Origin of the sequence: Embleya scabrispora DSM 41855, assembly GCF_000372745.1 — a bacterium.
In the GTDB taxonomy this organism is placed as follows: Bacteria; Actinomycetota; Actinomycetes; order Streptomycetales; family Streptomycetaceae; genus Embleya; species Embleya scabrispora.
In genome coordinates this window covers 14920-41437 of record NZ_KB889682.1, presented here as the reverse complement: position 1 = coordinate 41437, position 26518 = coordinate 14920, and the positions used below count along the sequence as shown (strand labels likewise).

Genomic DNA, 26518 nt, shown 5'->3' with positions numbered 1-26518 from the left:
GCCGATCACCAGGAAATGAGGACTCACTTCATGCCGATCCCACTGTCCGCGTTGGATCTCGTGATCGCGGAGCAGGGACGCACCGCCGCCGAGTCGCTCGGCGCGACCAGCCGAACCGTGATTCGTCTGGACGACCTCGGATACCGGCGTATCTGGTTCGCCGAGCATCACGGAACCGACCTTTCCGCGAGCGTGGTACCGGCGGTTCTGATCGCGCACTTCGCAGCACGGACCAGCAGGATTCGACTCGGGTCCGGCGGCGTTCTGGCACCCAACCATGCGCCACTGGCACTCGCGGAACAGTTCGCCACACTGGCGACGCTGCACCCGGATCGCATTGACATGGGCATGGGCCGCGGACCGGGTACCTTCGACCAGTCGATCGTGCGGGCGCTGCGCCGAGGCGGCGAACCGAGCACGGACCTGGAGTACGGCGAAGACGTGGCCGCGGTGCTGCGTTACCTTTCCGGCGAAGGCGGCGTGCAGCTGATCGCGGGCCGGCAACCGGACAAGGGCGGCACCCGCCCGTGGCTGCTGGCGTCCAGCCCGGCCAGTGCGGAACTGGCGGCACGACTGGGACTGCCGATCGCGCTGGCGCACCACATCCGCCCGGACCGGACAATCGCCACGGCAGTACGTTATCGGGAACTGTTCACGCCATCACGGTGGGCGGACCGGCCCTACGTGATGGTCGCGGTCGAGACGGTCGTAGCGGACACGGAGGTGGAGGCCGCACGCCTGGCCCGCCCGACCGACGTCGCGAGATCCAGGCAGACCTCATCGGCGCTGCTGTCCCCGGAAGAAGCAGCCGTCCACGAGATTCCGGAAGAGACCCGCGGCTACGTGGAGGCCACCGGTGCGGCACAGGCACGCGGCACGGTGACGACGGTACGGCGACGATTCGCGGAGATCGTTGAGCAGACCGGCGCGAACGAGCTGATGCTGTACGCCTCCATCTACGATGCCGACGCACGGATCCGCTCCTATGAGCTGGCCGCAAAAGCCGCCGAGTAGGCCCAACGGGCGACACGACACTTCCGACCAGGTCTTCGAGGTCCGGCAGGAGGGTGCGGGCGGTATGGGGTGGTGAGGAGTTCGTCGGGCGTGCGTGGGGTGGCGCAGTGCGAGTCGGTGGTGGTCGGGGTCGTGGGTGTGGCTTTATTCACGAGTAGTTTCTCGTGAACATTCCCGAGCCCGTCGACCTCCAACTGCTGCCCGAAGTGTCGGACAAAACGCTGCTGTCGACGCCATCGGGGCCGCACGCCCACAGCAGTGAACCGGTACGCCCGGGCGGCCACGCCCACCGCCGAGGAACCGGCGCCCATCGAGGTGCAGGCGCCCGGACGAAAGCGGCGGCGCTCTCGGGCACCGCACTGAAGAACACCGCTCGCCCACGTCGACGGCCTTCGCCACCCACCGCCGTCACGGGGTCGACAAGCGAATCGAGGACCATCGGCACAACGGACGCCGAGGCGGCGAGCAACTCCGTCCCAGCGCGTCGGGGGCGAGGGGAGAAGCGCCGGCCGTCCTCTCTCATCCCTCTGCCTTGCGCTGCTCCTACTCGTCGCCGCGCCTCAGGCGTTCGCGCAGGTCAGGGGCTGTCCTGCGCGAGTAGCCGCGCAACGACGTCGTCGAGGATGGCGAGCAGGTCGTGCAGGGGGTACGTGTAGTCGCCGAGTGCGTGGTGGAGTTCGATGCCGTCGACGGCCGCGTAGACGAACTCGCCGATGACGCGCAGGCGTTCGGGATCCAGCATCGGACGTTCGTTCGAAGCGGCGTCGCCGTGGATCGTGTCGGCGAACGCACGGACCGTCCAGGCGTTCAGTTTGGCGAGCCGGGCGCGCAATGCGTCGTCGTGGAGGCCGAGTACGGCAATGGCGAAGTACGCGCGGGTTGCGTCGCCGTCCTGACACATGCGTACGACGCCGTCGAGGTACGCCTGCCAGCGCTCGCGCCCGGGTCGCAGTTCGCGGGCCTTGTCGGCGAAGTCGGCCGCCTGGTCCTGGTAGAGCCGGTCCATCAGGGATTCGATGAGTCCGTGCCGGGTGCCGAAGTGGTACGAGACGGTGGTCACGTCGACGTGGGCTTCGCGAGCGACGGCGACCAGAGTCAGCCCGGCCGTCCCGGCGCGGAGCAGGACGCGGTGCGCGGCGTCGAGGATCGCGGCAGTCGTCCGTGGAGAGTCCGCGGGGCGACGGTCCAGCGGGGTGCCTTCCCCGGGGGCGCGGCGGACGACTTCGCGCGGCCGACCGCGTCTGCGGCGAGGCTGGGGTGTGCCGGGTGATGTGTCCATGTCACTCCGTTGAGATGCCGGCGAATTCTTCCCATGGTCGCGCGTTCTGCGGCGACTAGCGTCACCCGCCTGTCACGTCGCGAAGGGGAGACACGGATGAAGCATCTCAGTGCGGACGCAAAGTGGGGGATGACCCGGGCATGTCTGGTCGGCGCGAAACATCTTGCCTTGCCGTTCAAGGAACTGCCCTCGGCGTCGCCGGAGCGTTTCCCCAAGGTGCGGGTGGTGCGGGGCGCGATGGTGTCGATGCGCGACGGCGTGCGCCTGCTGACGGATGTCTACCTGCCGGCCGACCGCACCGCACGGCCGTCCGGGAACCGGCACCCGGCGATGCTGATCCGGATGCCGTACGGGATCCGCGAGGCGTACGCGTACATGCCCGCCGTCGGCCGTTTCTGGGCCCGGCGCGGCTACGCGGCGGTGGTGCAGGACGTCCGCGGCCGGTTCGGTTCGGAGGGCGAGTGGCGTCCGTTGGTGCACGAGGTCGACGACGGCTACGACACGATCGACTGGGTGGCCGACCAGCCCTGGTGTGACGGCCGGGTGGCGATGACCGGCGAGTCCTACTACGCCTTTACCCAGTGGGCCGCCGCAGCGTCCGGCCATCCCGCGCTGGCCTGCATCTCGCCGGGCGACATGGGGCTGGACATGCACACGCTGCTGTTCGAGGGCGGCGCGCTGTGCCTCGGCAGCACCGCGATGTGGGCGTGCGACCAGGCCGGGCGCGGGTTCCTCAACTGGCACCGCTTCGATACCCGGCATCTGCCGGTACGGGACATGGCGGACGCGGCCGGACTGCCCAGCGGGCTCTACCGCGAGTTCGCCGACCGCCCCCAACGCACGGAGCGCGACGACGACTTCTGGAACGCGCACGACTTCCGGCACCTGCTCGACCGCGTCGAGGTGCCGACGATGGTGTGGAGCGGCTGGTACGACAACCTGCTGCCGGGCACGCTGCAGTGCTGGACCGAGCTCGAGGAGCGCCGCCCGGACCTTGCGCACCTCAGGCGCCTGGTGATCGGCCCGACCGACCACGAGACGAGCTGCGACTTCGACGGCAAGGTGGGCCGCATTGCGATCCCGACCGGCTCTCGCTCCTGGGACCGGGTGCTGGCGTTCACGGACGAGGTCCTCGCCCAAACCGGCGGGTCGACGGCGGTACCCGTCAAGCTCGACGGACCCCGGGTACGGGCGTACGTCACCGGAGCCGACCGCTGGCACACCGACGACGCATGGCCACCCCGCGACACCGCCGAACTCCGCCTCTACCTGCGGGGCAACCGCGAACTCACCGCCGGCGAACCCGAGGTCACCGAGCACGCGGCACGGTTCGCCTACGACCCGGCCGACCCGGCGGCGCCGTGGGAAGGCAAGGACCTGTGGGCGATGACCAAAGCGCTGGCAGACCGCCGCGATCTCCACACGCGCCCCGATGTGTTGGTCTACCGCAGCGATCCGCTGACGGACGAAATGGTCGTCGTCGGCCCGATCACGGCCACGATCCACGCCTCCACGACCGCTGATGACGCGGACGTCACCGTCGCGTTGGTCGACATCGCCCCTGACGGTTGCGCCCAGCTCGTCCAGGAGGGCATCCGGCGCCTGGCGCACCGCGATCCCGCCAACGCGCCGACGCCGGTGGAACCGGGTCGCGTGTATGCCGCGCACGTCAGCCTGGGGGCCACCGGTCATCGCTTCCGCGCGGGTCATCGAATCGGCGTCGAGATATCCGGCAGCGCCTTCGACCGCTGGGACCGCAACACCCGTGCGGGCACGACGACGATTCATCACGACGCGGCCGCCGCGTCCCACCTGGACCTGCGGGTTGCCGGAGGCACGTCATGACACGCCCCGCATGCGCCCGGGCCCTGCCGAGACGCGTGCGGTGGGGGTATGGAGGCGGCGAGTGGGCCAACGCCGTGATGTGGACGGCGTTTTCCACCCTGTTCCTCTACTACATGACCGACGTCGTCGGCGCGTCCGCCGCGCTCGGTGGAACGGTGGTGGCGCTGGGCACGGTGTGGAACGCGGTCCTCCAGCCGTACATCGGCCGGCGCTCGGACCGCCTGCGCTCGCGCCACGGACGCAGACTCCCCTTCCTGACGGCCGCGGCGATCCCATACACGGTAACGTCCTGGCTGCTGTTCACCGACTTCGGCCTGACGGGCATCGCCCGTGCGGCCTACTACACCGCGGTCGCACTGGCCTGGTTCACCAGTCTGACCGTCTTCTACGTGCCGTACGGAGCCCTCGGCGCCGAACTGAGCACCGACCCGACCGAGCGCACCGCCCTGTCGAGCGTACGCACCGCCTTCTCACAACTCGGCGCACTCGTCGGCGCAGTCACCCCCCTCGCGCTCCACGAGGTACTCGGCGACGCCCTGGGCGGGAGCGACAAGGCGGGCTGGTCGGCCGCCGCCGCGGTATGCGCCCTGTTGGCCACCGGCGGCCTGCTGGTGACCTGGGCGACGGCGCGCGGCCGCGAACCGGCGGCAGAACCGGCGACCGTCCGACCACGAGACGGCATGGCGATGGTTCGCGAGTCCCGGACCGTGCGACTGACGCTGGGCATGCTCGCGTTCGGTTGGGCACCCTTGAGTGTCACGGGCGCGGTCGCGGTGTACTACGGCATCCATGTCATGGGCTACAGCGAGGACACCGCGTCCCTGGTGATGCTCACCTGGTTCGCGGCCGGACTCGCGTGGCTGCCGTTGGTGCGCCGAATGACCGACCGGTTCGGCAAGCCCCGTACATACCTGCTGTTCACCGGCTGCTGGGCCGTGGTGCAGTGCCTGTTCGTCTTCCCGGGCCGGGGCGACGACGTCCTGTTCTGGACGCTCATCATGCTCAGCTCGGCCGGCAGTATGGCAGTCGCCGTCACCGGCTGGGCCCTTCTCCCCGACATCGCCGACATCGAATCGGCCCGCACCGGAGAACGCCGTGAAGGCACCCTCTACGGCCTGGCGGCCTTCGCCCAAACCGCACTCGCCGCGGTCGTCGTCTGGATCGCCGCCCTTGCCCTGTCCTTTGCCGGGTACGGCGGCGGCGACCACCCGGATGCCCGAGCACGTCACGCCATCACCGTGCTGATGTCCCTGGGAACCGCCATGTGGATGCTCCCGGGCATGTGGTGCGGCTGGCAGATCCACAACACCGTCCGCGCGCCCCAACCACAGGTGGGGGTTCTCCCCGATGCGAGGACACGTCTTATGCGGCTTGAGTGAGTGTGGTTGTGCTTGTGGTGAAGGCCGCTTCGTAGGCGGTGGGGCCGACTTGTCCGAGGCTTGAGTGCCTGCGGCGATCGGAAGGTGTCGAGGCGGGCCTGGCAAGCGGTGTCCCGGTGTGTCATGCGACTGGTGTTCGCGTATGCCATCTCGTACAGGTCGGCAAAGTAGGTGCCGCGGGTGTGGTGGATGGGGGTGTGGTGGCCGCGCCGGTGGGTCCCGGGCAGTCGACAAGCCGGCCTTCGGGGCCGTGCCGGATCCGTTCGGGCGGCGCTGGGCGTACGGCTGGGGAGCAGGCGGACCGGGATCGTGGCTGCGACCGCCACGCCGCACGTGAAGATCGAGGACGTCGCCAACGCACGGGCCGCAGCGCCGCCCCGGTCACCGGCGGCCGGGGCGAAGGAGCCGAAGAAAGAACACTCCGATGACGGCGCCCGCGAGCGCGCCGCCGACCTCGCCGCCCGAGGTCTGCTGCCCGGCGTGGAACTGATCGTCGTCGAACCCGCTGCCGGGAACGACACCGCCCCGTCGATTGCGGCGGGGAAGCGCGTGCGCATCCCCGTCCCGCACACGATCGCCGACCGGCCAACCATGTCAGGTCAACTGACGATGCCACCGGAGAGACACGCTCCAGTGAGGATCGCGTGAGCGCGCCAAATATGACCGTCAGTCTAAATCTGCCGCGCAAAATTCAGCCGAAGCGCCAAAGATGCCCAGGGCATCGGCTGGTCTACTGATCGGAATACGAGACGCACATTCCGCGAGGGCGCACCTTCGAGGACGTGGACACGCCGGTCGCCGGCGTGAGGGAGGCTCAGTATGTCGTGGAGATCCGCATCAGGTTGTCGCAGGTTTCACCCCCGAGTCTCTTTCTCGCGAGTCGCCACCGCGTCTCTGGCAGCGATAGCTCTTGCAGCGTTCCTTACCAGCATGTTTACCGCGTCCTCCGCCGTTGCCGGTCATCAGTCGGGGACCGATGCGGTTGCATCAGGACCTGGCAGCGCAGGCACGCGGGGCGCGGGCGGAAAGCTCACTATCGGGGCCGTTGGCGAGGTCGACACGCTTAATCCCTTGACATACATCCTGTCCAACTCGTACGCCCTCATACCGTACCTGTTCGAGGCGCTGACCTCGCCCTCTCACGATTCCCTCACCGAACAGGGACCGGGGCTCGCCGAATCGTGGAATGTCGCGACTGACGGCCTTACCGTCACGTACCACATGCGGCCTGGTCTCAAATGGAGCGACGGGACACCGCTCACCGCGGCCGACGCAGCATATACGCTCGGCCGCGTGCTTAAGGGTGGGCAGGGGAACAGTACATGGGGAAATTATCTCGACAACGTGCAAACCGTGGAAGCCCCGGATGACAACACCGTCGAGCTGAGCCTTGGCGCGCCGAGCGCGACACTGCCAAAAATGCCGATCCCTATACTCCCGAAGCACATCTTGGAGCATTATCCCGACGAGAAACTCGACCGGTATCCTCTCGGTCCGAAAAGCTTGGTGACATCCGGGCCCTACCGACTTCTTGAGGGAGGGACGGGCAGCTCGCTGTACCGCTTCGAAGCGTGGCCCGGCAACTGGCGTGGGCTCAGTCCGGTCACGTACGTCGACTGGCAGTTCTTCAAAGCACAGGACACGATCATGCAGGCGATTCGAAAGGGGGAGATCGACTATACAGCGAGCGTGAACGCGCTGCAGGTTCGAAAGCTCAAGAGTCAGCAGCACATGTTCGCCGATCAATTCCCGCTCCTCGGCAACTTCGTCGAAGTGGGTTTCAATTCGGGCTCTGCCGACCTCGAGACAGGCCACCCGCTCGGTGATCCGAACCCTGCGGTTCTCGATCCGAAGTTCCGTTTCGCGTTGTCCACCGCCTTCGATCCGGCGGAGCTTTCACGCAAGGCGTTCAAAGGAGGCCTGTCACCTCTGCGGACGATCGTCCCCGACGGCTTCCCGGACTTCCAGTGGAAGCCGCCGGCAGACGGCACGGCGTACGATCCGAAACTCGCCGCCAAGAGGCTCGACGAGGCCGGCTACAAGCTGGACGCCCACGGAAGGCGCACCCTTCCGACCGGCCGCTCGGTACCACGGCTCCGGATCGCGGTTGACGCGTCGGACCAGTCATCCCTTCTCGCCACTCGACTCATCCGCGAGTGGATGGAGAATCTCGGATTCGACATCACGATCGACGCGATGACGGCCGACAAGCTGACCGATGAAATCCTGAGCGGGAATTACGACATGTTCTGGTGGGGGTGGGGATTCAGTGACGACCCCGACTCGATGCTCGTCTACCTGACCTGCGGCCAACGCGCGCTTCAGAGTGACAGCTGGTACTGCTCCAAGGAATACGACGAACTGTACACCAGCCAGAAAAACGAACTGGACCACGACAAACGCGTCGAGATCATCAAGAAGATGCAGCAGATTCTCTACCACGATGCTCCCTACATCGTGATGGGACAGCCGATGGCGCAGCAGGCATATCGCAGCGATCGGTGGAGGGGATGGACTTCCGCGTTTCAGCCTGGCGGTGACGTCATGGCCGACGTCACCAGTCTCTACGACCTGAGGCCGACCGATGGTGCCGCTCAGGACGTGAGTGCGGACCGAACCGCGCGAACGGCCACAGTCGTCTACCGCAGCCTCGCAACGCTGATTCTGGTCTTGCTACTCGGGCGATTCGCAGTAGCGCGATGGCGCCGAGCGACAGCGGAGGAGCGAGAATGACGTCGCAATCGATCTCTACCACCCCCCATGTCGACGGGCTGGTCGGACCAGGCTTTCCTCATCGACGTTCACGGCTCGCCGGCCGCTTCAGCCGCAGGTTCGTGCTGACGCAGTTCGCCGGTTCGGCTTTCGCGCTGATGTTCGTCATCGTCGTGAACTTCTTCCTGTTCCGGGTGATCAACCCCCATCCCGAACGGACCCTCGGACGAGGAAAGGCTCGTACCGCAGAGGACCTGGAAGAGATCCGGCGCCGGCTGGGACTCGACGAATCGATGTGGATCCAGTTCGGAAAATACCTGAAGCAGGTCTTCACGGGAGACTTCGGCGTTTCCTTCCAGTACTCCAAACCGGTCCCCGAGCTCATCGCGGAGCGCGTATGGCCGACCCTCCTCCTCGTCCTGCCGGCGACAGTTCTGTCGATCTGGCTGGGAAGCCGGCTGGGCAGCCGGCAGGCGTGGAAGCACGGCGGGCGGTTCGACCGCTCGACATCGGTCTTCGCGACCGTCATGTACTCCATGCCGGAATGGTGGCTCGGTCTGTTGCTGTTCATGGTGTTCGCCGCCAACCCCGTCTTCGGCGTCTTCCCCATCGGCGGGCTCCATTCGCCCGGAGTCGAACCGATGAGCGTCGAGGGCGTCGCGGACACCATCTGGCACCTCGTCCTGCCGACGACGACACTGACGGTCACGTATCTCGCCGAGTACTCGATGATCATGCGGTCGTCAATGCTCGACGTCATGGGAGAGGACTACCTGCTCACCGGGCGCGCCAAGGGGCTCTCCGACCGGCAGGTTCTGCACCGACACGCCCTTCCGAACGCCCGGTTGCCCCTGACCACGCTCATCGCACTCAACCTGGCGTTCACCGTGGGTGGTGCGATCACCATCGAGACCGTCTTCTCCATCCCGGGGCTCGGACTGCTCACGAGCGAAGCCATGAGGATTCCCGATCTGCCGCTTCTGCAGGCGCTGTTCCTCGTTTTCTCAGCCGCGGTCGTGGTCGCCAACATGGTGGCGAACTTCATCTACGCACTCCAAGATCCGAGGGTGAAAGTATGACCACAGCACCCGCTCCCCCTCGACGGTCCAGCGCGACAGCGCTCCGTTGGAAGCTCCGTCGCGAAGCCTGGGGTCGTACGTGGGCGAAGTTCCGCGCGAACCGGGCGGGCATGGTTGGACTCGCCGTACTCCTGGTCTTCGCGGTCATCGCGGTCTTCGCGCCGCTGCTGGCCGACTCCCATGAGTTGCGCGTGAGCGCCGCGTCGGGTCCGATCCTGGCGCCGCCGAGCCGGAAGTATCCGCTCGGAACCGATGACAACGGACGTTCGGTGCTCACCCTTCTCATATTCGGGGCCCGCGTTCCGCTTCTGGTCGGCCTGATGGCCACGGTCATCTCGATGGTGATCGGCACGATCGTCGGCATGGCCTCGGGGATATCGGACGGGTGGGCAGGCACCGTCCTCTTCCGGTTCACCGAATGGTTCATCGTCATTCCGTTCCTGCCCCTCGCCCTCGTCCTGGCGACCTTGCTGGGCGGCTCCTTGCTCTCGATCATCGTGGTGATCGGCATCACCGGCTGGCCCGCGACGGCGCTGGTGATCCGGGCGCAGACATTCTCGGTGCGCGAACGGCCGTTCATGGAACGAGCGCGGGTGCTCGGCGCGGGGCCCTGGCACCTCATGTCGAAACATGTGTTCCCCAACGTGCTGCCGCTCGTGTTCGCGAACACGACACTCACGGTCGCCGGGTCGGTTCTTGCCGAGACCACGCTGTCCTTCCTCGGCTTCGGCGACCCGACAGCGGTTTCCTGGGGCACGATGCTCAACGCGGCGTTCGGCACCGGCGCCGTATCGCTGGGGGCATGGTGGGCGCTACTCCCGCCCGGTATCTGCGTCATCGTGGTGGTACTCGCGTTCACGATGGCCGGCCAAGCGCTCGAGGACATCGTCAATCCGCGCCTCAAGGAGGGCCGATGACCCAACTGCTGAGGATCGAGGATCTCCGGGTCACGTACCGATCCAGTCGAGGAGACATCGCCGCTGTGCGCGGCGTTTCCCTCTCACTCGACCAAGGCCGCTCCCTTGGCATCGCCGGCGAATCGGGTTCGGGAAAGTCCACGGTTGCGAGCGCCGTGCTGCGGCTCCACCCCCGCAAGGCAGGCGTGGAGGGGCGGGTCGAGGTCTGCGGCAAGGACGTCAACTCCCTCACCTGGGGCGCGCTGCGCCGCATGCGCTGGTCGGATGCCGCGATCGTCTTTCAGGGAGCGATGAACTCGCTCAACCCCGTGCGGACGGTGGGCGAGCAGATCGCCGAACCCATTCTCGTCCACCGACCCGAGACGACGCGGCGTGCATCCGATCTCCGCGTGGCCGAACTGCTCGACATGGTGGGCCTCGCGGCGGAGCACACATACAGCTACCCCCATCAGCTTTCGGGCGGACAGAAGCAGCGCATCATGATCGCCATGGCACTCGCCTGCGACCCCAAGCTGCTGATCGCTGATGAAGCGACCACCGCGCTCGACGTGAAAGTGCAGGCCCAGATCCTGCGCCTGCTTCGAAACCTGGCGGTCGAGCTCGAGCTCGGCTTGATGATGATCAGCCACGACCTCGCGGTCCTGTCGAGCGTGTGCGACGAAGTGGTCGTCATGCACGGCGGCCGCATCATAGAGCAGGCTCCCGGTCCGAGGGTGTTCGAGCAGGCGAAACATCCCTATACGCGGGCTCTCGCAGGCGCGTTCCCCACGATCGGCGACCCGGCGTCAAGGTATCGGCCCCAGGGGCTCGCGGACGATCCAGTCACCGTCATCGACGACGTGGCCGAGCGTGAATTCGCCGCGCAGTGCGCGTCTCTCGACGGCGACTGCCTCGTCCACAAGCCGGAGTTCGCCAGGTACGCGCACGGGCTGAAAACCGGCTGCCTGCGCGCCGAGGATCTGGGCATCGCCCGTACCGAATCGACGGTGGCCCGATGAACCGCATCGTGCTGAGCGCGACCGATCTCCATGTCACGTTCCCCTCACTCCACGGTCGCAGCGAGGTCCGTGCCGTCGACGGCGTGAACCTCGAGGTCCGGGACGGCGAGATCCTGGCGCTGGTCGGTGCGTCGGGCTCCGGAAAAACGACGCTGAGCAGAGCGCTGCTCGGCCTCGAACGTCCCACAAGCGGAGAGGTGACCGCTCTCGGCAAGCGGCTTCCCACCGGTGGCGCCGCGCTTCGCGGCTACCGCCGCCGGGTCCAACTCGTCATGCAGGACCCGGCGGGTGCGCTCAACCCGAAGCACTCCGTCTACGAGTCGGTGGCCGAGGGCATTCGGCTGCACCGGCTCGTCGCCGAGCACAACGCTCGCGGCGAGGACGTCACCGAGGTCGATCTCGTCGCACGAGCGCTCTCGAATGCCGGCCTGCGCCCGCCGGAGCAGTTCTTCCTGAGCTACCCTCACGAGCTTTCCGGCGGTCAGCGTCAACGCGTCCTCATCGCCGGTGCGCTCGCCGTCGAACCCGAGACCATCATCGCCGACGAGCCCGTCGCAAGCCTCGACGCGTCGCTCCGCGGAGAGATCCTCAGCCTCTTCCTCCGGTTGCGCGAACGGATGCGCCTCAGCGTCATGGTCGTCACGCACGATCTCGGCCTGGCCTGGAACATCGCCGATCGTGTCGCGGTGATGCAATCCGGACGGCTGGTCGAGGTCGGAACGACCGAAGAAGTGCTGCTGAATCCGCAACACGCCTACACGCGTGAGCTGCTGGCCGCACTGCCAAGCGAGCAGCACCGGACCGGCCATGAGCCGGCCATGAAGGAAAGTGAAGGATGAAACCGACCATCCACTACGACGGACGTCCTCAGGCCGGTGCGGACGACGAAGCACCGTACGCCGACGCGTTGCTTCGTCATGCCGCCCGCAGGCCGGTGTCGTTCATGGTGCCCGGTCATGGTGCCACCGGCGACGGTTTCGCCGCGGGGCAGGCGGAGTTCGCCGGGGAACGGGCGCTGGCCATCGATGTCACACAGCTGCTCGACGGCATCGACCTCGGAAGCGACTCCCCGCGCGAGCGTGCCCATCGGATGGCCGCCAGGGCATGGGGCGCCCGGCGGACCTGGTTCCTCACGAATGGGTCCTCGCAGGGCAACCGGCTCGCGGCGCTCGCGGTGAGTCAGCTGGGTGACGGAATCGTCATTCAGCGCAGCGCGCACTCGAGTGTGGTGGACGGTGTCATCCTCGCCGGGTTGCGTCCGGCCTACGCCCTGCCCGGCGTGGACGTACGCAACGGCATCGCCCACGGTGTCACGCCGGCGTCCATCGCGAAGGCGATCGCCGGCCATCCCGGGCCGGTGACAGCGGTCTACATCGTGAGCCCGAGCTATTTCGGGGCGGTCGCCGACGTGCCGACCATCGCCCGGTTGGTCCACGACGCGGGCGCCGTGCTCATCGTTGACTGCGCCTGGGGAGCCCACTTCGGGTTCCACCCGGACCTGCCCCCCTCCCCCGTGCGGCAGGGGGCCGACATCGTCGTCATGAGCACGCACAAGATGACGTCATCCCTGCACCAGAGCGCGGTGCTGCACCTCGGCGACACCGATCTCGCCGACACTCTGGAGCCCGCTCTCGAACGGGCCTATCGAATGACGACCTCCACGAGTGAGAGTTCACTGCTGATCGGATCGATCGATGTCGCCCGTCGCGACCTTCAACGGGGCGGGCCGCAGGTCGATGACGCGCTGCGTGCCCTGGGAGCGGCGCGTGACCGCATTCGGGCGGAGCAAGGAATCTCGTTGATCGAGGACACCTTTTTCTCCCACCCGGACATCGTCGACCATGATCCCCTGCGCATGCCGATCGACGTCAGCGGGATCTGCGCGGATGCGCACGCCCTTCGGCTCACGTTGGCGCGCGACTTCGGCATATGGGTGGAGATGGCGACGCGCACGACTCTCGTCCCGCTCGTGGGGATCGGCAAGCGAACCTCGTTCGACCGACTCATCGACGCCGTCCTCGAAACCCGAGGAGACGCGGCGCCGAATGAGATCGGGGACCTGGCGGACCTGCCGTCGCCCGGGAGAATACAGGTCTCTCCGCGCGACGCGTTCTACGCGCCGTCCGAGGTCGTCCCGCACACGGAGGCGGTGGGCCGGACGAGCGCTGACGCCCTTTCCGCGTATCCTCCGGGAATCCCCAATATTCTGCCCGGCGAGGAAATCACTCGACCCGCCGTCGACTTCCTGCGGCAGGTCGCCCGTTCACCGGGCGGGTACGTTCGAGGCGCCGTGGTTCCCGACGTGAGCCGCTTTCGCGTGATCGGGAAGCCGTAGCGGACATCGACTCTCGGGAATCGGACCGCGGCACCTCTTCGGTCACGCCCCGCGTCAGGAGGCCGGGACTCCGGAATGAGTGCGCAGCTGCAACCAGACGCTCAAGCACGAATCGGCATCCTCCAGGTCCACTCCTGTCAGTTCGGAGAAGCGGCGAAGCCGATACCGCAGCGTGTTGGGGTGTACCTGGAGCGCCTGCGCCGCCCGGCTCACCTCGAACCGTGCGTCGAACCACGCCGCCACGCTGCCGGCGATCTCCCGATTGCGGGCCGAGGCGGTGAAGATCCGGGTGATCTCCGTATCACGCAGCCAGGGAGTTCTCGTCAGCTCGGCTGCGACGTGTCGCAGAATCACGTCCACCCGGACGTCGCGCAGGGTTGCGGTAGGCCGGTCCGAGCGGGCGACGAGCGCCTCCAGCACGTCGTCCGCCTCGGCGCGCAGGTCCGTGAGCGGCCGCGTCGCGTCATGGTCGACGGCCAACGCTCCGAACAGCCGCCGCACTCGGCCTCCCGGGATGCCGGTGATCGACTCGGCCAGGGAGGACGCGGCAGAGCTCACGTGATCGTCGGCGAGGAGGACGTACACAACCCCTCCGGACACCGTGATCGAGGCGCTGGGGCGCAGAGCGGTGATCTGACGTGCGACATTCTGTGCGGCGCGGGCCGTCGCCGAGGATTCGGACTGGTCCGCCGCTGTGCCCCCGAATCCGAACGCGAGCAGTGCGCGAGGCACATCGTCCCGCAAACGGAGCCGCGTACGCGCAACATCCGCGTTTCCCGTTCCGTCGATGAGCGACCGCAGAGCGTCGCCGCGGAGTTCGTGATGGAGCTCGAGAGGGCCGCGCGCACGCAGCATGTGCAACGCCGCCAGCTGAGCGCCCTGCCGCAGAGCGGCTTCGTCACGAGCGCTGACGCCGTGCTCGCCCTCGATCGCCCAAATCGTGCCGAGCGGAAGGTCACCGGCCCTGATGGCCATCGCCGCACGCGCGAGTTCGTCACCGTCCCGCTCGAACCTGACCACGCCGTCCGACCGCAGGATGCGCCCGTACCGTTCCCGATCTCCCGGATCGTGCGGAGCGCTCCGGTCGAGGATGCCTTCGCTGCGTACCGCGTCGATACGCTGGCCCGGAACGCTCGAGTAGGCGACGACGCGCTGAGCGAGATCCTCGATTGACACCGAGCCACCGATCGTCGCCGCGACCGCGTCGGCGATCACGTACAGCTCCTCGACACCGACAGCGGGTCCTCCATCGGACGGTGCCCAGTGCGATTCGATCACCGTGTCGAGCAGAGCGGCCAGCTCACGCCAGTTCAGCTCGCTGTCGAAGGACATCAGCGAAACCCCGGCCTCGGCTGCCGTGCGCAGGACTGTCGGCGTCGCCGACGCACCCGCTCGGAGGAACACCGCACTGAACCCACGCTCGGCGGCTTCCCTCACCGATGCCTCGATCTGCGGCACGTCGCCGTACCCCGCCAGTAGGAGGATGCCACCCGACACATCGGGTAGCCCCTCCCCCGGCCCCGCGATGACGGTGCTACGCACGAAAAGCGCACCCGCGGCGGTCGGCTCGACGAGAACGGTGACCTGCAGCGGGAGAACCCGCTGCAGGAGTTCCTCAAGGGAGCAGCCGGCTTCTGGCCGATCGGACAAGTTCATACGTGAATCCTAGTCACTTCGGCCACAGATTCGCCCCGGATCGAGTCCCTAGCCTGATCGTAAATCAGAAGGCGGGAACTCATATGACGACGTCGACCCTCGACGCATCAGACACAAATCCGAACGACGACGCGCGCGCATTGATTGAATTGTTCCCCGAAGGAACATATGTCGATGCCGAGGACGAACTGGTCGTGGGAGGCGTTCGGTTGACGGATATCGCGCAGCGGTTCGGCACCCCTGCGTACGTGCTCGACGAGACCGCGCTGATCCGCCGGGCGACATTGTTCCGCGAGGCGCTGGCCGCCAGATGGCCGAACTCACGCGTTGTCTTCGCATCGAAAGCGTTCCCGGCGACAGCCGTCTATCGGACGCTCGCGGAAGCGGGGCTCGGGGCGGATGTCGCGGGCGGTGGCGAGCTTGTTCTCGCGCTCGGTGCGGGGGTTGAACCCGACACCATCGTGATGCACGGTAACGCGAAGTCGGTGGACGAACTCCAGGCCGCGGTCGACGCGGGAGTGGGGCTCATCGTCATCGACAACTTCGATGACATCGCGAAGCTGGAAGAGATCGTCACCGGCCGCCAGGACGTTCTGATCCGTGTGCTCCCCGATGTCGCGGCCGAGACGCATGAGGCGCTGGCGACGGGAAAGCAGGGGTCGAAGTTCGGTCTGCAGCGGGCAGACGCCCAACAGGCGATCACTCGCCTCCGTTCCAGCGAGCACCTCAATCTTCGCGGTCTGCACATGCACATCGGAAGCCAGATATGCGAAGTCGAGCCCTATGTCGCGGCCGTGCGAGCGCTCGCCTCCTACGGCGAGTTCGACATCTACGATCTGGGCGGCGGTCTGGGTGTCCGCTACACATATGACGACGCTCCGCCGAGCGTCGAAGTATGGCTCGACGGCCTCATCGGCGCCGCCACGGAGTATCTGCCGCCCCACGCGCAGTTGCTGATCGAGCCGGGCCGCAGCGTCGTGGCGCGAAGCGGGCTGACGCTGTACCGGGTCGTCTCGGTGAAGGAGGGACGGCCGACGTTCGTCGCGGTCGACGGGGGTATGGGTGACAACCTCGAAGTGTCCCTGTACGGGCAAAGGTTCGAGGCGACCGTCGTGAACCGCGTCGGTGGCGGAGAGGCCGTGGACCTCGTCGGCAGGCACTGCGAATCCGGTGACCGGATCAGCACGGGCGTGGCGCTGCGCGAACCCCGGGTCGGCGATGTCGTGGCGGTGCCCGTGACGGGGGCGTACTGCCACACCATGTCGAACAACTACAACGGTGCCCGTCGGCCACCTGTGATCTTCGTCGGCGGGGGGCGGTCGCGTGCGGTGGTCCGCCGCGAGACCTACGAGGATCTGAGGCGCCGCGACCTCCTCCACCCCGAGGAAGGCGTGTGACATGTCCGAGGTGACGAACGACCTCATCATCCGCGGCGGTACCGTCGTCGACGGGACCGGAACGCCGCGGAAGACCGCCGACATCGCCGTTTCGCGCGGTCGAATCGTTCACGTCGGGGACATCGAGCCGGACGGGCGATTCGAGCTCGACGCGACCGGGCTCGTGGTCGCTCCGGGGTTCATCAACATCCTGAGCCACGCGTACGAGTCGCTGCAGCAGGATGCCCGTGGATTGTCGGATCTGTATCAGGGCGTCACCACAGAAGTATTCGGAGAGGGATACTCGCTCGGCCCGGTCATCGACCGCGCCGTCGAAATCGTCGATCTCACGCCCCGGGAAGACGGAGTCCGCACAGCCTTTCCGCGGTTGAACGACTTCCTCGAGAGCCTCGAGGCCAACGGCGTCGGACCGAACGTCGCGAGTTTCGTCGGCGCCCACAATCTCCGTGCGATCCGCGCCGGCGCGGACGAACGGCAACTCACCGACGACGAACTCCGATCGGTCTGCGGCATCCTCGACGAGGAGCTCGCCGCCGGCGCACTCGGCGTCGGCTCGTCACTCCTGTACGCCCCCGGCATCTATGCCTCCACCGAGGAGCTGGCGGCGTACGCGGGGGTGGCGAGCGCGCACGGCGCTCTCTACATCTCACACATCAGGGACGAGGCCGCGCATCTGGAGAAGTCCGTCCGTGAGGTGATCGACATCGCCCGGATGTCCGCCGGCCGGGTACATGTGTGGCACCTCAAAGCCTCCGGCCGTGACAACTGGCACCGGATGGCCGAAGCGATCCGCCTGATCGCGGACGCGCGTGAGGAAGGGATAGAGATCAGCGCTGATCTCTATCCCTACGAGGCAGGCGGTACCAGCCTGGCCGCGTCCATTCCACCGTGGTACTTCGACGGCGGAGAGAAAGCCCTGGTGAAACGTGTCGCCGACCCGGTTGTCAGGGCGCGGATCATCGCGGACATTCAGGTGCCGGGCGGAACGTGGGAGAACATCTATCTCGATGCGGGCGGCGCCGAGGGTGTCCTGCTCCAAGGCGGACGCGGCTCGAACGCCGAGGCTGCCGGAAAGACGTTGGCGCAGTTCAGTGCCCTCCGTGGCTACGACGATCCCCTCGAAGCGCTCCTGGATCTCGTGGCCGAGGACCCGCACACGGAGGCCCTCTACTTCTGCATGTCGGAGGAGAACATCCGCCTCGGTCTGGAACAGTCGTGGGTGAGTGTGTGCTCCGACGCCGAAGCGGCCTCGACGGAGCCGCCGTTTTCGGACTCCCCGACACACCCGCGAGCCTACGGCTCCTTCGCGCGCGTCCTCGGTCCATACGTGCGTGACGGCCTGCTGACGCTGGAGGAGGCCGTGCGTCGCATGACGAGCCTGCCGGCGGACACGCTCGGACTCGTCGGACGAGGGAGGGTCGAGGCCGGCGAGTGGGCCGACCTCGCGATCTTCGATCCGGACGCGGTCCAGGATCACGCGACGTACTCCGAACCCCACCGCTACGCCACAGGAATGCGCCACGTGCTCGTCAACGGCCGCTTCGCACTGCGTGACGGGAACCCCACGGGCGCACTCGCGGGTCGGGCGCTGCGGCGCGGCGTGCGCTGACGCACCCGAGGACGCCCCCGCAGCATTCATCATCACTTCACGGAGAAGAACACATGGCGATCAGCAAGATCACCCTTGCTCCCGACTTCACCAAGGCCGTTCGCGGGGTGCTGGAGGACACCTCGTGGGCGGCTGGTCTCTCCCTGGCGATCACGGACCGGCACGGGGTTCTCGCACAGACGTCCGCCGGATTCGCCGACCTCGCCGCCGGGAGCCCCGTGCGTGACGACACGCTCTTCGAGATCGGTTCGATCTCCAAGGGTTTCACGGCGGCACTGATCCTTCAGGCACGTGACAGCGGGCTGCTCGACCTGGACGCACCGGTGACCCGCTACCTGCCCTGGTTCACGGTGAAGTCGAGGTTCGCGCCGATCACCGTCCGGCATCTGCTGAACCACACAGCGGGTATCGTCGGCGGCGCGGAGTACACGGGCGAGTCCGCATTCGAGGTCTGGGCGCTCCGCGACACGGAAGCGACGACCCCACCCGGTACCTGGCACTACTACTCCAACACGGGTTACAAGGCGCTCGGTCTCGTTCTGCAGGCGGTCCACCGCCGGCCCTACGAGCAAGTACTCGCCGAGCGCCTGCTCGATCCGCTCGGAATGACGGGATCGGACGCGGCGATCACGCACGACACACGCCGCCGTCTCGCCGTCGGCTACGGTCCCTTCTACGACGACCGGGCGCCTCGTCGCGCTGATGGACTGGCACCGGCGAACTGGCTCGAGACGGCCACCGCCGACGGCAGCATCGCCTCCACGCCCTCGGAGATGACCGCGTGGATACGACTCCTACTGGGGGACGGCAGCGGCCCGGGCGGCGTCCGCCTTCTGCGGACCGACAGCCTGCACGAGATGATCACCGACTGCGTCGAGGCCGAGGAACCGCCCTACACCTACGGGCTCGGCATGTATGTGTACAAGCGTGCGGGCCGCGAGTACGTCGCGCACACCGGAGGAATGGTCGGCTACAACGCCGCTCTCGTCTGCGACCGCGAACGGGGTCTCGGCGCCGTCGTCCTCGCGAACGGCAGCGGAGCGTGGTCGGACGTCGCCCACTTCGCGATCGATTGGGTCGACGCCGCGCTGTCCGGTCGCCCGTCGCCCGCGCTCGTGCTGCCCGAGTCCGCGATGGAGGAAGCGCCGCGGGAGCCCAGCGTCATCGAGGAGCCGCCTGCGGAATGGAAGCCCATCGTCGGCCATTACCGCGGCTACAACCCGTGGCTTTCCAACATCCGGGTGCAGTGCAGCGGAGGCCGTCTCTGGGTCTGGCAGGGCGACTTCGCGAGCGACCTCGGCGAGCCGCTGGTTCCGCTGCCCGACGGCAGCTTCCGCATCGGTGAGGACGAGCGTTCACCGGAGCGGCTGGCCTTCGACGTCGTCCTCGACGGCAAGGCGACCCGGGCGACGCTGTCGGGGTATCCGCTGTACCGGACGTTCACGCCGTGACGTCAGAACCAGAGAAAGGTGCGCCTCGGATGATTCTGGTCATCGACGGGCACAATGACCTCGCGTGGGCGCGTCGCGCACGCCACGGTTACGCCTCGGCAGGACTCAACGAGCACGTGCCGGGGCTGCACACCGATCTCCCACGGCTGACGGCCGGCGGCGTCGGCGGACAGTTCTGGTCGGTATGGGTCGATCCGGAACTCGTGGGCGCGGATCAGGTGACGGCGACGCTCGAACAGATCGACTTTGTCCACCGTCTCGTCGACTCCTACCCCACTCGGCTACGGTTCGCCCGGACAGCGGCGGATGTACGCGCTGCCTTCGACGAGGGACGAATCGCCTCCCTGATCGGGGTCGAAGGCGGGGCGCAACTGGGTGGCTCGCTCGCCGTGCTGCGTCAGTACGCCCGGCTCGGAGCGCGCTATCTCACCCTCACCTGGTCACGGACCACGCACTGGGCGGACTCGGCGACGGACGACGCACGGCACGGGGGCCTCACCGACTTCGGCCGGGATGTCGTCAGGGAGATGAACCGGATCGGCGTCCTGGTGGATCTCGCCCACGTCTCCCCCGCGACGATGCGTGACACGCTGGCCGTGAGCACGCGGCCCATGATCGTGAGCCACTCGGGCGCCCGCCGGATCTGCGACCACCCCCGTAATGTCCCCGACGATGTTCTGGCCGCCGTCGGCGCCGCTGAGGGGGTCGTCATGGTCGCCTTCGTCCCGTCGTTCCTCACCGCCGAATGCTACGCATGGGAGCGTGCCGGTGAGCAGGGGGAGATGCCCCCGGTGGGCGTCGCCGATGTAGCCGATCACATTGAGCACGTGCGCGAGGTCGCGGGCGTCCATGCGGTGGGCATCGGTGCCGACTACGACGGAACCGACCGGATGCCGGCAGGTCTTGAAGACGTCTCGCGCTACCAGGAGCTGCTGCACGAGCTTCGCCGCCGCGGCTGGAGCGAACCCGACCTCGAGCGCCTCGGCCACGGCAACATCCTGCGCGTGCTGGAGGTCTCCGACGCGGATCACCTCTCCTTCCTCCAGGGCACCTCCGACGGCAGCGGGACGTGGACCGCGTGAACGACAGACACAGCGCATCGGTGCGGCTGGCCGTCTCCGAGACGGACGCGGAGACCATCGCGCGGGACTGCTACGGCATTGAGGCGGTGGCGCGCGAGCTGGGCAGCAACCAGGACCGCAATTTCCTCCTGTGGGAACCCGACGGAACGCGCAGCGTGCTGCGGATCGACAACCCGGCCTTCGGGGACGACGCCCGTGATGCCCAGCACGCCGCGCTGGACGCCTATCGCGCCGCGGGTATCCCCGTTCCTTTTGTCCTGGCCGGTTCGAACGGGGAGCTGACACAGCGCAGTGGCGGCGGGTATGCCGTTCGGCGCAGTGAGTTCGCAGACGGCGAACCGATGCTCGACGCAGGTTACTTCGCCCCCGTGGTGCTGCGGGAGTTCGGCGCTCTCGCGGCCTCGTCCGTGAACGCGCTCGCAACTCTCGCGCATCCGGGACTCGACCGCGAGCACATGTGGGTCATGGCGGTCGCGCATCAGGAAGTCGGGAGGTGTGCGCCCGCGATCCGCGATCGCGCGCTCCGTCATCGCGTGACCGCCGCTGCCGACGAGGCCCGATCCGTCCTTGACGAAGTCGCGAGCGGCCTACCGGTCCAAGCGATCCACGGTGATCTCACCGACGACAATGTCATGGGGATACGCGGGGAGGACGGCCGTCTGCACCCCCGCGTCGTGCTCGATCTCGGTGACCTCGCCTATGGCTGGCGCGTCGCAGAGCTCGCGATCACGGCGTCGTCGCTGCTGCATCACGAACCGGAGCGTCCGCTGCGCGTGTTCGACGCGGTCGAGGCGTTCCATTCCCGTGCGCCGCTGTCGGACGCCGAGGCGCGAGCCCTGTGGCCGCTCATCGTCCTGCGCGGCGCCATCCTCGTCGCCGGCGGATGGCGGCAACTGGAGATCGACGGCAACAACGCGTACGCACGCGACCGAATCCGCGTCGAGCAGGCGATCTTCGATGCGGCGACGTCTCTGCCGCTTGCCGAGGCCGTCGAGCACATGACCGGGCGTCTTCGCTCCGCCGACCCTCTCGCGGTGCCGGATCGCCTCGGCTCGGATGCCCCGGAGCCTCACGCGAAACGCGCCCAGTCCTTGCCTGTCCGTTCGCTGCTGCCCGAGATCGCCGGCGACGTTGTCGTGGTGGACGCCGGTGTGGAGAGCCCGTGGCTGGATGCCGGGCGGTGGCTTGACGCCGACGCGGAGGACGGCCTCGTGGCGCGAGCCTTCGCCGGTGGCGCCGCGGTCGCGGTGCTTCCCTTCGGCGTCTACCGCCTCACGCGCACGACGATCGACTTCCCGGACGCCGCGGCGACCTGGCCCATCGGCACGGAACTGCATGTTGCCCCAGGGCCCCGGCTCGTAGTGACGACTCCCGTCGAAGCCACCGTGTTCGCCACGGGCGAGCACGGCGTCAGGCTCCGCCTCGGCGACGGTTGGTATCTCGACATCGACGGTTTTTCCGTCGATGTCGAAGTGAACAGTGTGCTTTCGCCGGGAACGCGCCTGGGCGTGCTCCCCTCCGCGTCGGAATCCCGCTGCCTGTGCGTCACCCTCATTCGCGCTGACGCGGTCGAAGGCGCGTCGCCGCCCGTCGACGCAGTCAAGGAACCGGACACCGGGCGTTCGGGACTGGTCACGCCGGAGCGGGTACCGGCATGGTCGGCTCTCGCCCGCGACCCGGCCGGTCTGCTCGGCCTCCCCTTGCAGGCCGAGCGGGACGAGTCGGCCGACGAACAGCGACGCCGCGAGCAGATCCTCGCCGGCGCTCAGGAGCGCTACTACGAGCATCCGATGCAGATCCAACGCGGTTGGCGTCACCACCTCGTCGACACCACGGGCCGCGCCTACGTCGATCTCGTCAACAACGTGGCCGGCCTCGGGCACGGGCACCCGGGTATCGCCGACGCCGTCGACCGGCAGATTCGCATCCTCAACACGAACTCGCGCTTTCTCTACCGCGAGCTGGCCGAATACAGTGAGCGACTTCTCGCGCTGCTTCCTCCGGATTCGCCGCTCGACACCGTCGTGCTCGTGAACTCCGGATCCGAGGCTGTCGATCTCGCCCTGCGGCTCGTGCAAGCGACGACCGGCCGCAAGACCGTCGTCGCACTCCGGGAGGCTTATCACGGGTGGACAATGGCCAGTGACGCGGTCACCACCAGCGCGTACGACAACCCGTACGCTCTCGATACACGTCCCGAGTGGATTCACGTCGCGGACGTTCCCAACCGCTTCCGCGGTACATACCGGGGCGCGGCGGAGGACCGGTCGGTCGGCGCTCGCTACGCCGCGGATCTCGGAGCCGATCTGGACCGGCTCGCACACCGTGGCCGCCCGGTGGCCGGATTCATCTGCGAATCGGTGCTCGGCAACGCCGGCGGAGTCCTGCTGCCGGAGGGATATCTCGCCGATGTCTACGCGCGGGTACGCGCGGCGGGCGGCTTGTGCATCGCCGATGAGGTCCAGGTCGGCTTCGGGCGCACGGGGTCGGGCTTCTGGGGATTCGAGCGGTCCGCAGTCATACCGGATCTCATCGCCATCGCGAAGCCGATGGGCAACGGTTTCCCCATCGGGGGAGTCATCACCTCGCGGGCCGTGGCCGACGCCCTCACCTCCCAGGGGCAGTTCTTCTCCTCGACAGGCGGAAATCCGCTCTCCTGCCGCGTCGGGCTCGCGGTGCTCGACGCCATGGAGGCCGAGGGCACTCAACGGAACGCGCAGGAGATCGGTCGTCGCCTTGCGGCCGGTTTCCAGGCGCTCGCGGAACGGCACGGGATCATCGGGCCGATCCACGGCGAAGGCCTTTATCTCGGCGTGGAACTGGTCCGCGACCGCGACACCCTCGAACCGGCGGCGCAGGAAGCCGCAGCGATCTGCGAACGCCTGAGGGAACTCGGCGTGATCGTCCTCACCACGTCCGAACGATCGAACGTTCTGAAGGTCAAACCGCCCCTGTGCATCACGGCCGAGAGCGCCGACTACGCGGTCGCCGCTCTCGATCGCGTCCTCACCGAGGGATGGTGACGACACGTCCGAGGCACGCATGCTGGGCGGACACATCGACCTCGTCGAGGCTCCTCTCGACGAGTTCTGGATGCGGGACTTCGGCCCGACGTTCGTCGTCGACGACGAACAGCCGGGCGTCCTCGGCGCTGTCGACTGGATCTTCAACGGCTGGGGCGACCCGGAGTGGTCCGAGTGGCGCCGGTCCGCCGACATCGCCCGCCGGGTGACCGATCTGGTCGGCGCCGAAGCTGTGCGATCCCTGCTGGTGAACGAGGGCGGCGGCATCCACGTCGACGGCGAGGGCACGGTGCCGGCGACGAAGACGGTCCAGCTCGATCCCCGACGCAACCCGTTCGCGCGCCAAGACCACGTCGAGGCGGAGCTCATGCGCACGCTCGGTGCGACCAAGGTCGTATGGCCGGCCCGGGGGCTGACGCGCGACTACGAGCTGTTCGGAACGAAGGGCCACGTCGACATGGTCGCGACGATCCCCTCCCCCGGGGTGCTGCTGCTGCACACGCAGACCGATCCCGATCACCCCGACTTCGCCGTGACCCGCGACTTGCGCGCTCGGCTCTCGGACGAGACGGACGCCGCCGGCCGCCGGTTCCAGCTCATCGAACTCCCTGCGCCCACGGCCATCCGCGACAAGGACGGTTTCGTGGACTACTCCTACGTCAACCACCTCGTAGTCAACGGAGGAATCATTTCGTGCGGATTCGGAGACGACCGAGCGGACCGCGCCGCTCGTGACACCCTCGAATCGGCCTATCCCGGACGGCGTGCCGTCACCGTCGATTCCCGGGCGATCTTCGCCCGCGGCGGGGGTATTCACTGCATCACCCAGCAGCAGCCCGCTCTCACCCCGGAGGAGGTCGCCCGATGACATTCGAGGTCTACGAGGCATCCATCGCAGAGCTACGCCACGCCCTCGAATCCGGTGCCGCGCGGTCCGTGGACCTCGTGAACGCGTACCTCGCACGCATCGCGGCGTACGACCGGCCGGAGAGCGCAACGGCTCTCAACGCCATGGTCGTCATCAATCCCGAAGCCCTCGACGAAGCCCACGCGTCCGACGAGCGCCGGGCGCGACGTGAAGTCCGGGGGCCGCTGGACGGAATTCCCTACACGGCGAAGGACAGCTTCCTCGTCCGCGGTCTGACCGCAGCGTGCGGCAGCCCGGCCTTCGCCGACCTTGTCGCGCAACGCGACGCGTACACGATCGAACGGCTGCGAGCCGGCGGAGCCATCTGTCTCGGCCTGACGAATATGCCACCGATGGCCAACGGCGGCATGCAGCGAGGTGTTTACGGCCGCGCAGAAAGTCCCTACAACGCCGACTGGTTGACGAGCGGATTCGGCTCGGGGTCGTCCAACGGGTCGGGGACCGCCACGGCCGCCTCGTTCGCGGCATTCGGCCTGGCCGAAGAGACATGGTCGTCGGGCCGGGCTCCCGCTTCGAACAACGCGTTGTGCGCGTACACGCCGTCTCGCGGTGTGATCTCGGTACGCGGCAACTGGCCGCTCGTGCCCACGATGGATGTCGTGGTCCCGCACACGCGCACCATGGCCGACATGCTCGAAGTGCTGGATGTGGTCGTCGGCGACGACGAGGACAGTCGCGGCGACTTCTGGCGAGCCCAGCCCTGGATATCCCTTCCCGCCGCTTCCGATGTGCGCCCGAAGGCCTATCCGTCTCTCGCGCCCGCGGATGCGGTGGCCGCGAACCGCACGCTTTCCGGAATCCGCCTCGGCGTCCCGGCGATGTACATCAATGCCGACCCCGGGGCCGGCACGAACCCCGAGGGAGGAATCGGAGGTCCCACGGGGCAGCGCATCCATACCCGCGCGTCGGTTGTCGAGCTGTGGAATGCAGCACGCCGCGATCTTGAAGCGGCCGGAGCAGACGTGCTCGAGGTCGATTTCCCGGTCGTCTCGAACTACGAAGGCGACCGGCCCGGCGCTCCCACGGTGAAGACCCGAGGACTCGTCGGTCCTGCGTTCCTCATCCGGGAGATCGTCGATCTCTCGGCGTGGGCATGGGAAGACTTCCTCCGGGCCAATGGCGATCCTGCACTGTCGACCCTCGCAGGCGTCGACGGCGCGACGATCTTTCCCCACCCGGTCGGCGCCCTGCCGGACCGCTACACCGGCTTCGATGACGACATCGCCGAATATCCCCAGCGGGTGCGCGAGCACGCGTACGCCGCGTTGACGGACATTCCCGAACTGGAAGCGGGTCTGCGGGGGCTGGAGGAAACCAGGCGCATCGACCTCGAAGAGTGGATGGACGAGCGGGAACTCGACGGGGTCGTGTTCCCGGCTGTCGCGGATGTCGGCCTCGCGAACATGGACGTCAACCCGGCATCGGCCGATCTGGGCTGGCTGAACGGGGTATGGGTGGCCAACGGCAACCTCGTCCCACGCCACCTCGGCATCCCCACGATCACCGTACCCATGGGGACGATGCACGACATCGGAATGCCGGTCGGGCTCACGTTCGCCGGACGAGCCTACGACGACACCAGGCTCCTCGCGATCGCCGCCGCGTTCGAGGCGACGGGGGAAAGGCGCACATCGCCGCCGCGCACGCCCCCGCTTGACCGAGGCTGAGCCCGCATCCCGACCCTGTGTCTCCGAGCTGACCCGAGTTTCGTAGAGTCCATCAGACGTCGGCCGGTACCACCAGTGTGGCGATCGCCCCCGAGGTCCCGGTCCGGTCCGTTGAATCGGGGTCCGTGTCACCGGGAGTGAGCGTCG

The 26518-nt window shown here is 67.7% G+C and carries 19 protein-coding genes and 1 pseudogene; 18 read left to right on the top strand and 2 right to left on the bottom strand.

The features are described from left to right. The first annotated feature begins 51 nt into the window (after positions 1 to 51). A complete protein-coding gene (locus A3IC_RS0130195; protein ID WP_245599683.1) occupies positions 52 to 1014 on the top strand; it encodes an MsnO8 family LLM class oxidoreductase in 963 nt (320 codons plus the stop codon). 577 nt (positions 1015 to 1591) lie between these two features. Here A3IC_RS0130195 and A3IC_RS0130190 read toward each other — a convergent pair. Further along, positions 1592 to 2293, bottom strand: a complete 702-nt coding sequence (locus A3IC_RS0130190; protein WP_079026779.1) for a TetR/AcrR family transcriptional regulator — start codon at positions 2291 to 2293, stop codon at positions 1592 to 1594. A gap of 33 nt (positions 2294 to 2326) precedes the next feature. On the opposite strand from A3IC_RS0130190, the gene A3IC_RS0130180 reads away from it, so the two are divergent. The 10 genes and pseudogenes from A3IC_RS0130180 (at position 2327) to A3IC_RS0130140 (ending at position 13558) form a co-directional block, all read left to right on the top strand. Then, positions 2327 to 4138, top strand: coding sequence for a CocE/NonD family hydrolase (locus A3IC_RS0130180; RefSeq protein WP_079026778.1), 1812 nt, complete (start codon positions 2327 to 2329; stop codon positions 4136 to 4138). Then, entirely contained in the window at positions 4135 to 5517 is a 1383-nt protein-coding gene (locus tag A3IC_RS0130175; RefSeq protein WP_079026777.1) for an MFS transporter, read from the top strand. Before A3IC_RS0130180 ends, A3IC_RS0130175 begins: the two co-directional genes overlap by 4 nt. Positions 5518 to 5826: 309 nt before the next feature. Further along, complete coding sequence (locus A3IC_RS73105) at positions 5827 to 6165, top strand: hypothetical protein (RefSeq protein ID WP_040877392.1); 339 nt, start codon at positions 5827 to 5829, stop codon at positions 6163 to 6165. Between the two features lie 423 nt (positions 6166 to 6588). After that, the gene (locus tag A3IC_RS65425; RefSeq protein ID WP_158696153.1) at positions 6589 to 8250 is read left to right on the top strand and encodes an ABC transporter substrate-binding protein; all 1662 of its coding nucleotides are present in this window, start codon (positions 6589 to 6591) and stop codon (positions 8248 to 8250) included. Beyond that, the gene (locus tag A3IC_RS0130160; RefSeq protein WP_158696152.1) at positions 8247 to 9308 is read left to right on the top strand and encodes an ABC transporter permease; all 1062 of its coding nucleotides are present in this window, start codon (positions 8247 to 8249) and stop codon (positions 9306 to 9308) included. Before A3IC_RS65425 ends, A3IC_RS0130160 begins: the two co-directional genes overlap by 4 nt. After that, positions 9305 to 9475: pseudogene (locus A3IC_RS72665) on the top strand (ABC transporter permease); the annotation flags it as partial. The gene A3IC_RS0130160 and the pseudogene A3IC_RS72665, both read left to right, overlap by 4 nt. Before the next feature lie 171 nt (positions 9476 to 9646). After that, positions 9647 to 10225, top strand: a complete 579-nt coding sequence (locus A3IC_RS71465; RefSeq protein ID WP_245599689.1) for an ABC transporter permease — start codon at positions 9647 to 9649, stop codon at positions 10223 to 10225. Next, positions 10222 to 11223, top strand: a complete 1002-nt coding sequence (locus A3IC_RS0130150; protein WP_020553804.1) for an ABC transporter ATP-binding protein — start codon at positions 10222 to 10224, stop codon at positions 11221 to 11223. The genes A3IC_RS71465 and A3IC_RS0130150 overlap by 4 nt, the downstream gene beginning before the upstream one ends. After that, positions 11220 to 12062 carry an ABC transporter ATP-binding protein gene (locus A3IC_RS57355; protein ID WP_020553803.1) on the top strand — a complete coding sequence of 281 codons (843 nt, stop codon included), beginning with the start codon at positions 11220 to 11222 and terminating at the stop codon, positions 12060 to 12062. Before A3IC_RS0130150 ends, A3IC_RS57355 begins: the two co-directional genes overlap by 4 nt. Further along, positions 12059 to 13558 (top strand): aminotransferase class I/II-fold pyridoxal phosphate-dependent enzyme, encoded by a 1500-nt coding sequence (locus tag A3IC_RS0130140; protein ID WP_020553802.1) that lies wholly within the window; start codon positions 12059 to 12061, stop codon positions 13556 to 13558. The genes A3IC_RS57355 and A3IC_RS0130140 overlap by 4 nt, the downstream gene beginning before the upstream one ends. 54 nt (positions 13559 to 13612) lie before the next feature. Here A3IC_RS0130140 and A3IC_RS0130135 read toward each other — a convergent pair whose 3' ends face one another. Next, on the bottom strand, positions 13613 to 15214 hold the full coding sequence (locus A3IC_RS0130135) for a PucR family transcriptional regulator (protein ID WP_020553801.1): 1602 nt from the start codon (positions 15212 to 15214) through the stop codon (positions 13613 to 13615). An 83-nt stretch (positions 15215 to 15297) separates the two neighbouring features. Between A3IC_RS0130135 and lysA the strand changes: the two genes are divergently transcribed. From lysA to A3IC_RS0130100, 7 genes are read left to right on the top strand one after another with little or no spacing between them, the layout of a single operon-like run. Beyond that, positions 15298 to 16611, top strand: coding sequence for a diaminopimelate decarboxylase (gene lysA / locus A3IC_RS0130130; RefSeq protein ID WP_020553800.1), 1314 nt, complete (start codon positions 15298 to 15300; stop codon positions 16609 to 16611). 1 nt (position 16612) lies between these two features. Continuing rightward, positions 16613 to 18220 (top strand): N-acyl-D-amino-acid deacylase family protein, encoded by a 1608-nt coding sequence (locus A3IC_RS0130125; RefSeq protein WP_020553799.1) that lies wholly within the window; start codon positions 16613 to 16615, stop codon positions 18218 to 18220. Positions 18221 to 18273: 53 nt separating this feature from the next. After that, positions 18274 to 19671, top strand: coding sequence for a serine hydrolase domain-containing protein (locus tag A3IC_RS0130120; protein ID WP_020553798.1), 1398 nt, complete (start codon positions 18274 to 18276; stop codon positions 19669 to 19671). A gap of 29 nt (positions 19672 to 19700) precedes the next feature. Continuing rightward, entirely contained in the window at positions 19701 to 20753 is a 1053-nt protein-coding gene (locus A3IC_RS0130115) for a dipeptidase (protein WP_020553797.1), read from the top strand. After that, entirely contained in the window at positions 20750 to 23776 is a 3027-nt protein-coding gene (locus A3IC_RS0130110) for an aminotransferase (RefSeq protein ID WP_211232317.1), read from the top strand. The genes A3IC_RS0130115 and A3IC_RS0130110 overlap by 4 nt, the downstream gene beginning before the upstream one ends. Beyond that, positions 23751 to 24644, top strand: coding sequence for an agmatine deiminase family protein (locus tag A3IC_RS57350; protein WP_079026775.1), 894 nt, complete (start codon positions 23751 to 23753; stop codon positions 24642 to 24644). The genes A3IC_RS0130110 and A3IC_RS57350 overlap by 26 nt, the downstream gene beginning before the upstream one ends. After that, positions 24641 to 26371, top strand: coding sequence for an amidase (locus A3IC_RS0130100; RefSeq protein WP_020553794.1), 1731 nt, complete (start codon positions 24641 to 24643; stop codon positions 26369 to 26371). Before A3IC_RS57350 ends, A3IC_RS0130100 begins: the two co-directional genes overlap by 4 nt. Positions 26372 to 26518 lie beyond the last annotated feature (147 nt).

What these genes read in the sequence shown, in the direction of transcription:
- A3IC_RS0130180 (WP_079026778.1), top strand. Translation starts at nt 2,327, where the DNA reads ATGGTCGCGCGTTCTGCGGCGACTAGCGTCACCCGCCTGTCACGTCGC.
- A3IC_RS0130150 (WP_020553804.1), top strand. Translation starts at nt 10,222, where the DNA reads ATGACCCAACTGCTGAGGATCGAGGATCTCCGGGTCACGTACCGATCC.
- A3IC_RS0130135 (WP_020553801.1), bottom strand. Translation starts at nt 15,214, where the DNA reads ATGAACTTGTCCGATCGGCCAGAAGCCGGCTGCTCCCTTGAGGAACTC.
- A3IC_RS57355 (WP_020553803.1), top strand. Translation starts at nt 11,220, where the DNA reads ATGAACCGCATCGTGCTGAGCGCGACCGATCTCCATGTCACGTTCCCC.
- A3IC_RS0130175 (WP_079026777.1), top strand. Translation starts at nt 4,135, where the DNA reads ATGACACGCCCCGCATGCGCCCGGGCCCTGCCGAGACGCGTGCGGTGG.
- A3IC_RS0130160 (WP_158696152.1), top strand. Translation starts at nt 8,247, where the DNA reads ATGACGTCGCAATCGATCTCTACCACCCCCCATGTCGACGGGCTGGTC.
- A3IC_RS0130190 (WP_079026779.1), bottom strand. Translation starts at nt 2,293, where the DNA reads ATGGACACATCACCCGGCACACCCCAGCCTCGCCGCAGACGCGGTCGG.
- A3IC_RS0130120 (WP_020553798.1), top strand. Translation starts at nt 18,274, where the DNA reads ATGGCGATCAGCAAGATCACCCTTGCTCCCGACTTCACCAAGGCCGTT.
- A3IC_RS0130100 (WP_020553794.1), top strand. Translation starts at nt 24,641, where the DNA reads ATGACATTCGAGGTCTACGAGGCATCCATCGCAGAGCTACGCCACGCC.
- A3IC_RS0130115 (WP_020553797.1), top strand. Translation starts at nt 19,701, where the DNA reads ATGATTCTGGTCATCGACGGGCACAATGACCTCGCGTGGGCGCGTCGC.
- A3IC_RS0130125 (WP_020553799.1), top strand. Translation starts at nt 16,613, where the DNA reads ATGTCCGAGGTGACGAACGACCTCATCATCCGCGGCGGTACCGTCGTC.
- A3IC_RS0130140 (WP_020553802.1), top strand. Translation starts at nt 12,059, where the DNA reads ATGAAACCGACCATCCACTACGACGGACGTCCTCAGGCCGGTGCGGAC.
- lysA (WP_020553800.1), top strand. Translation starts at nt 15,298, where the DNA reads ATGACGACGTCGACCCTCGACGCATCAGACACAAATCCGAACGACGAC.
- A3IC_RS71465 (WP_245599689.1), top strand. Translation starts at nt 9,647, where the DNA reads ATGGTGATCGGCACGATCGTCGGCATGGCCTCGGGGATATCGGACGGG.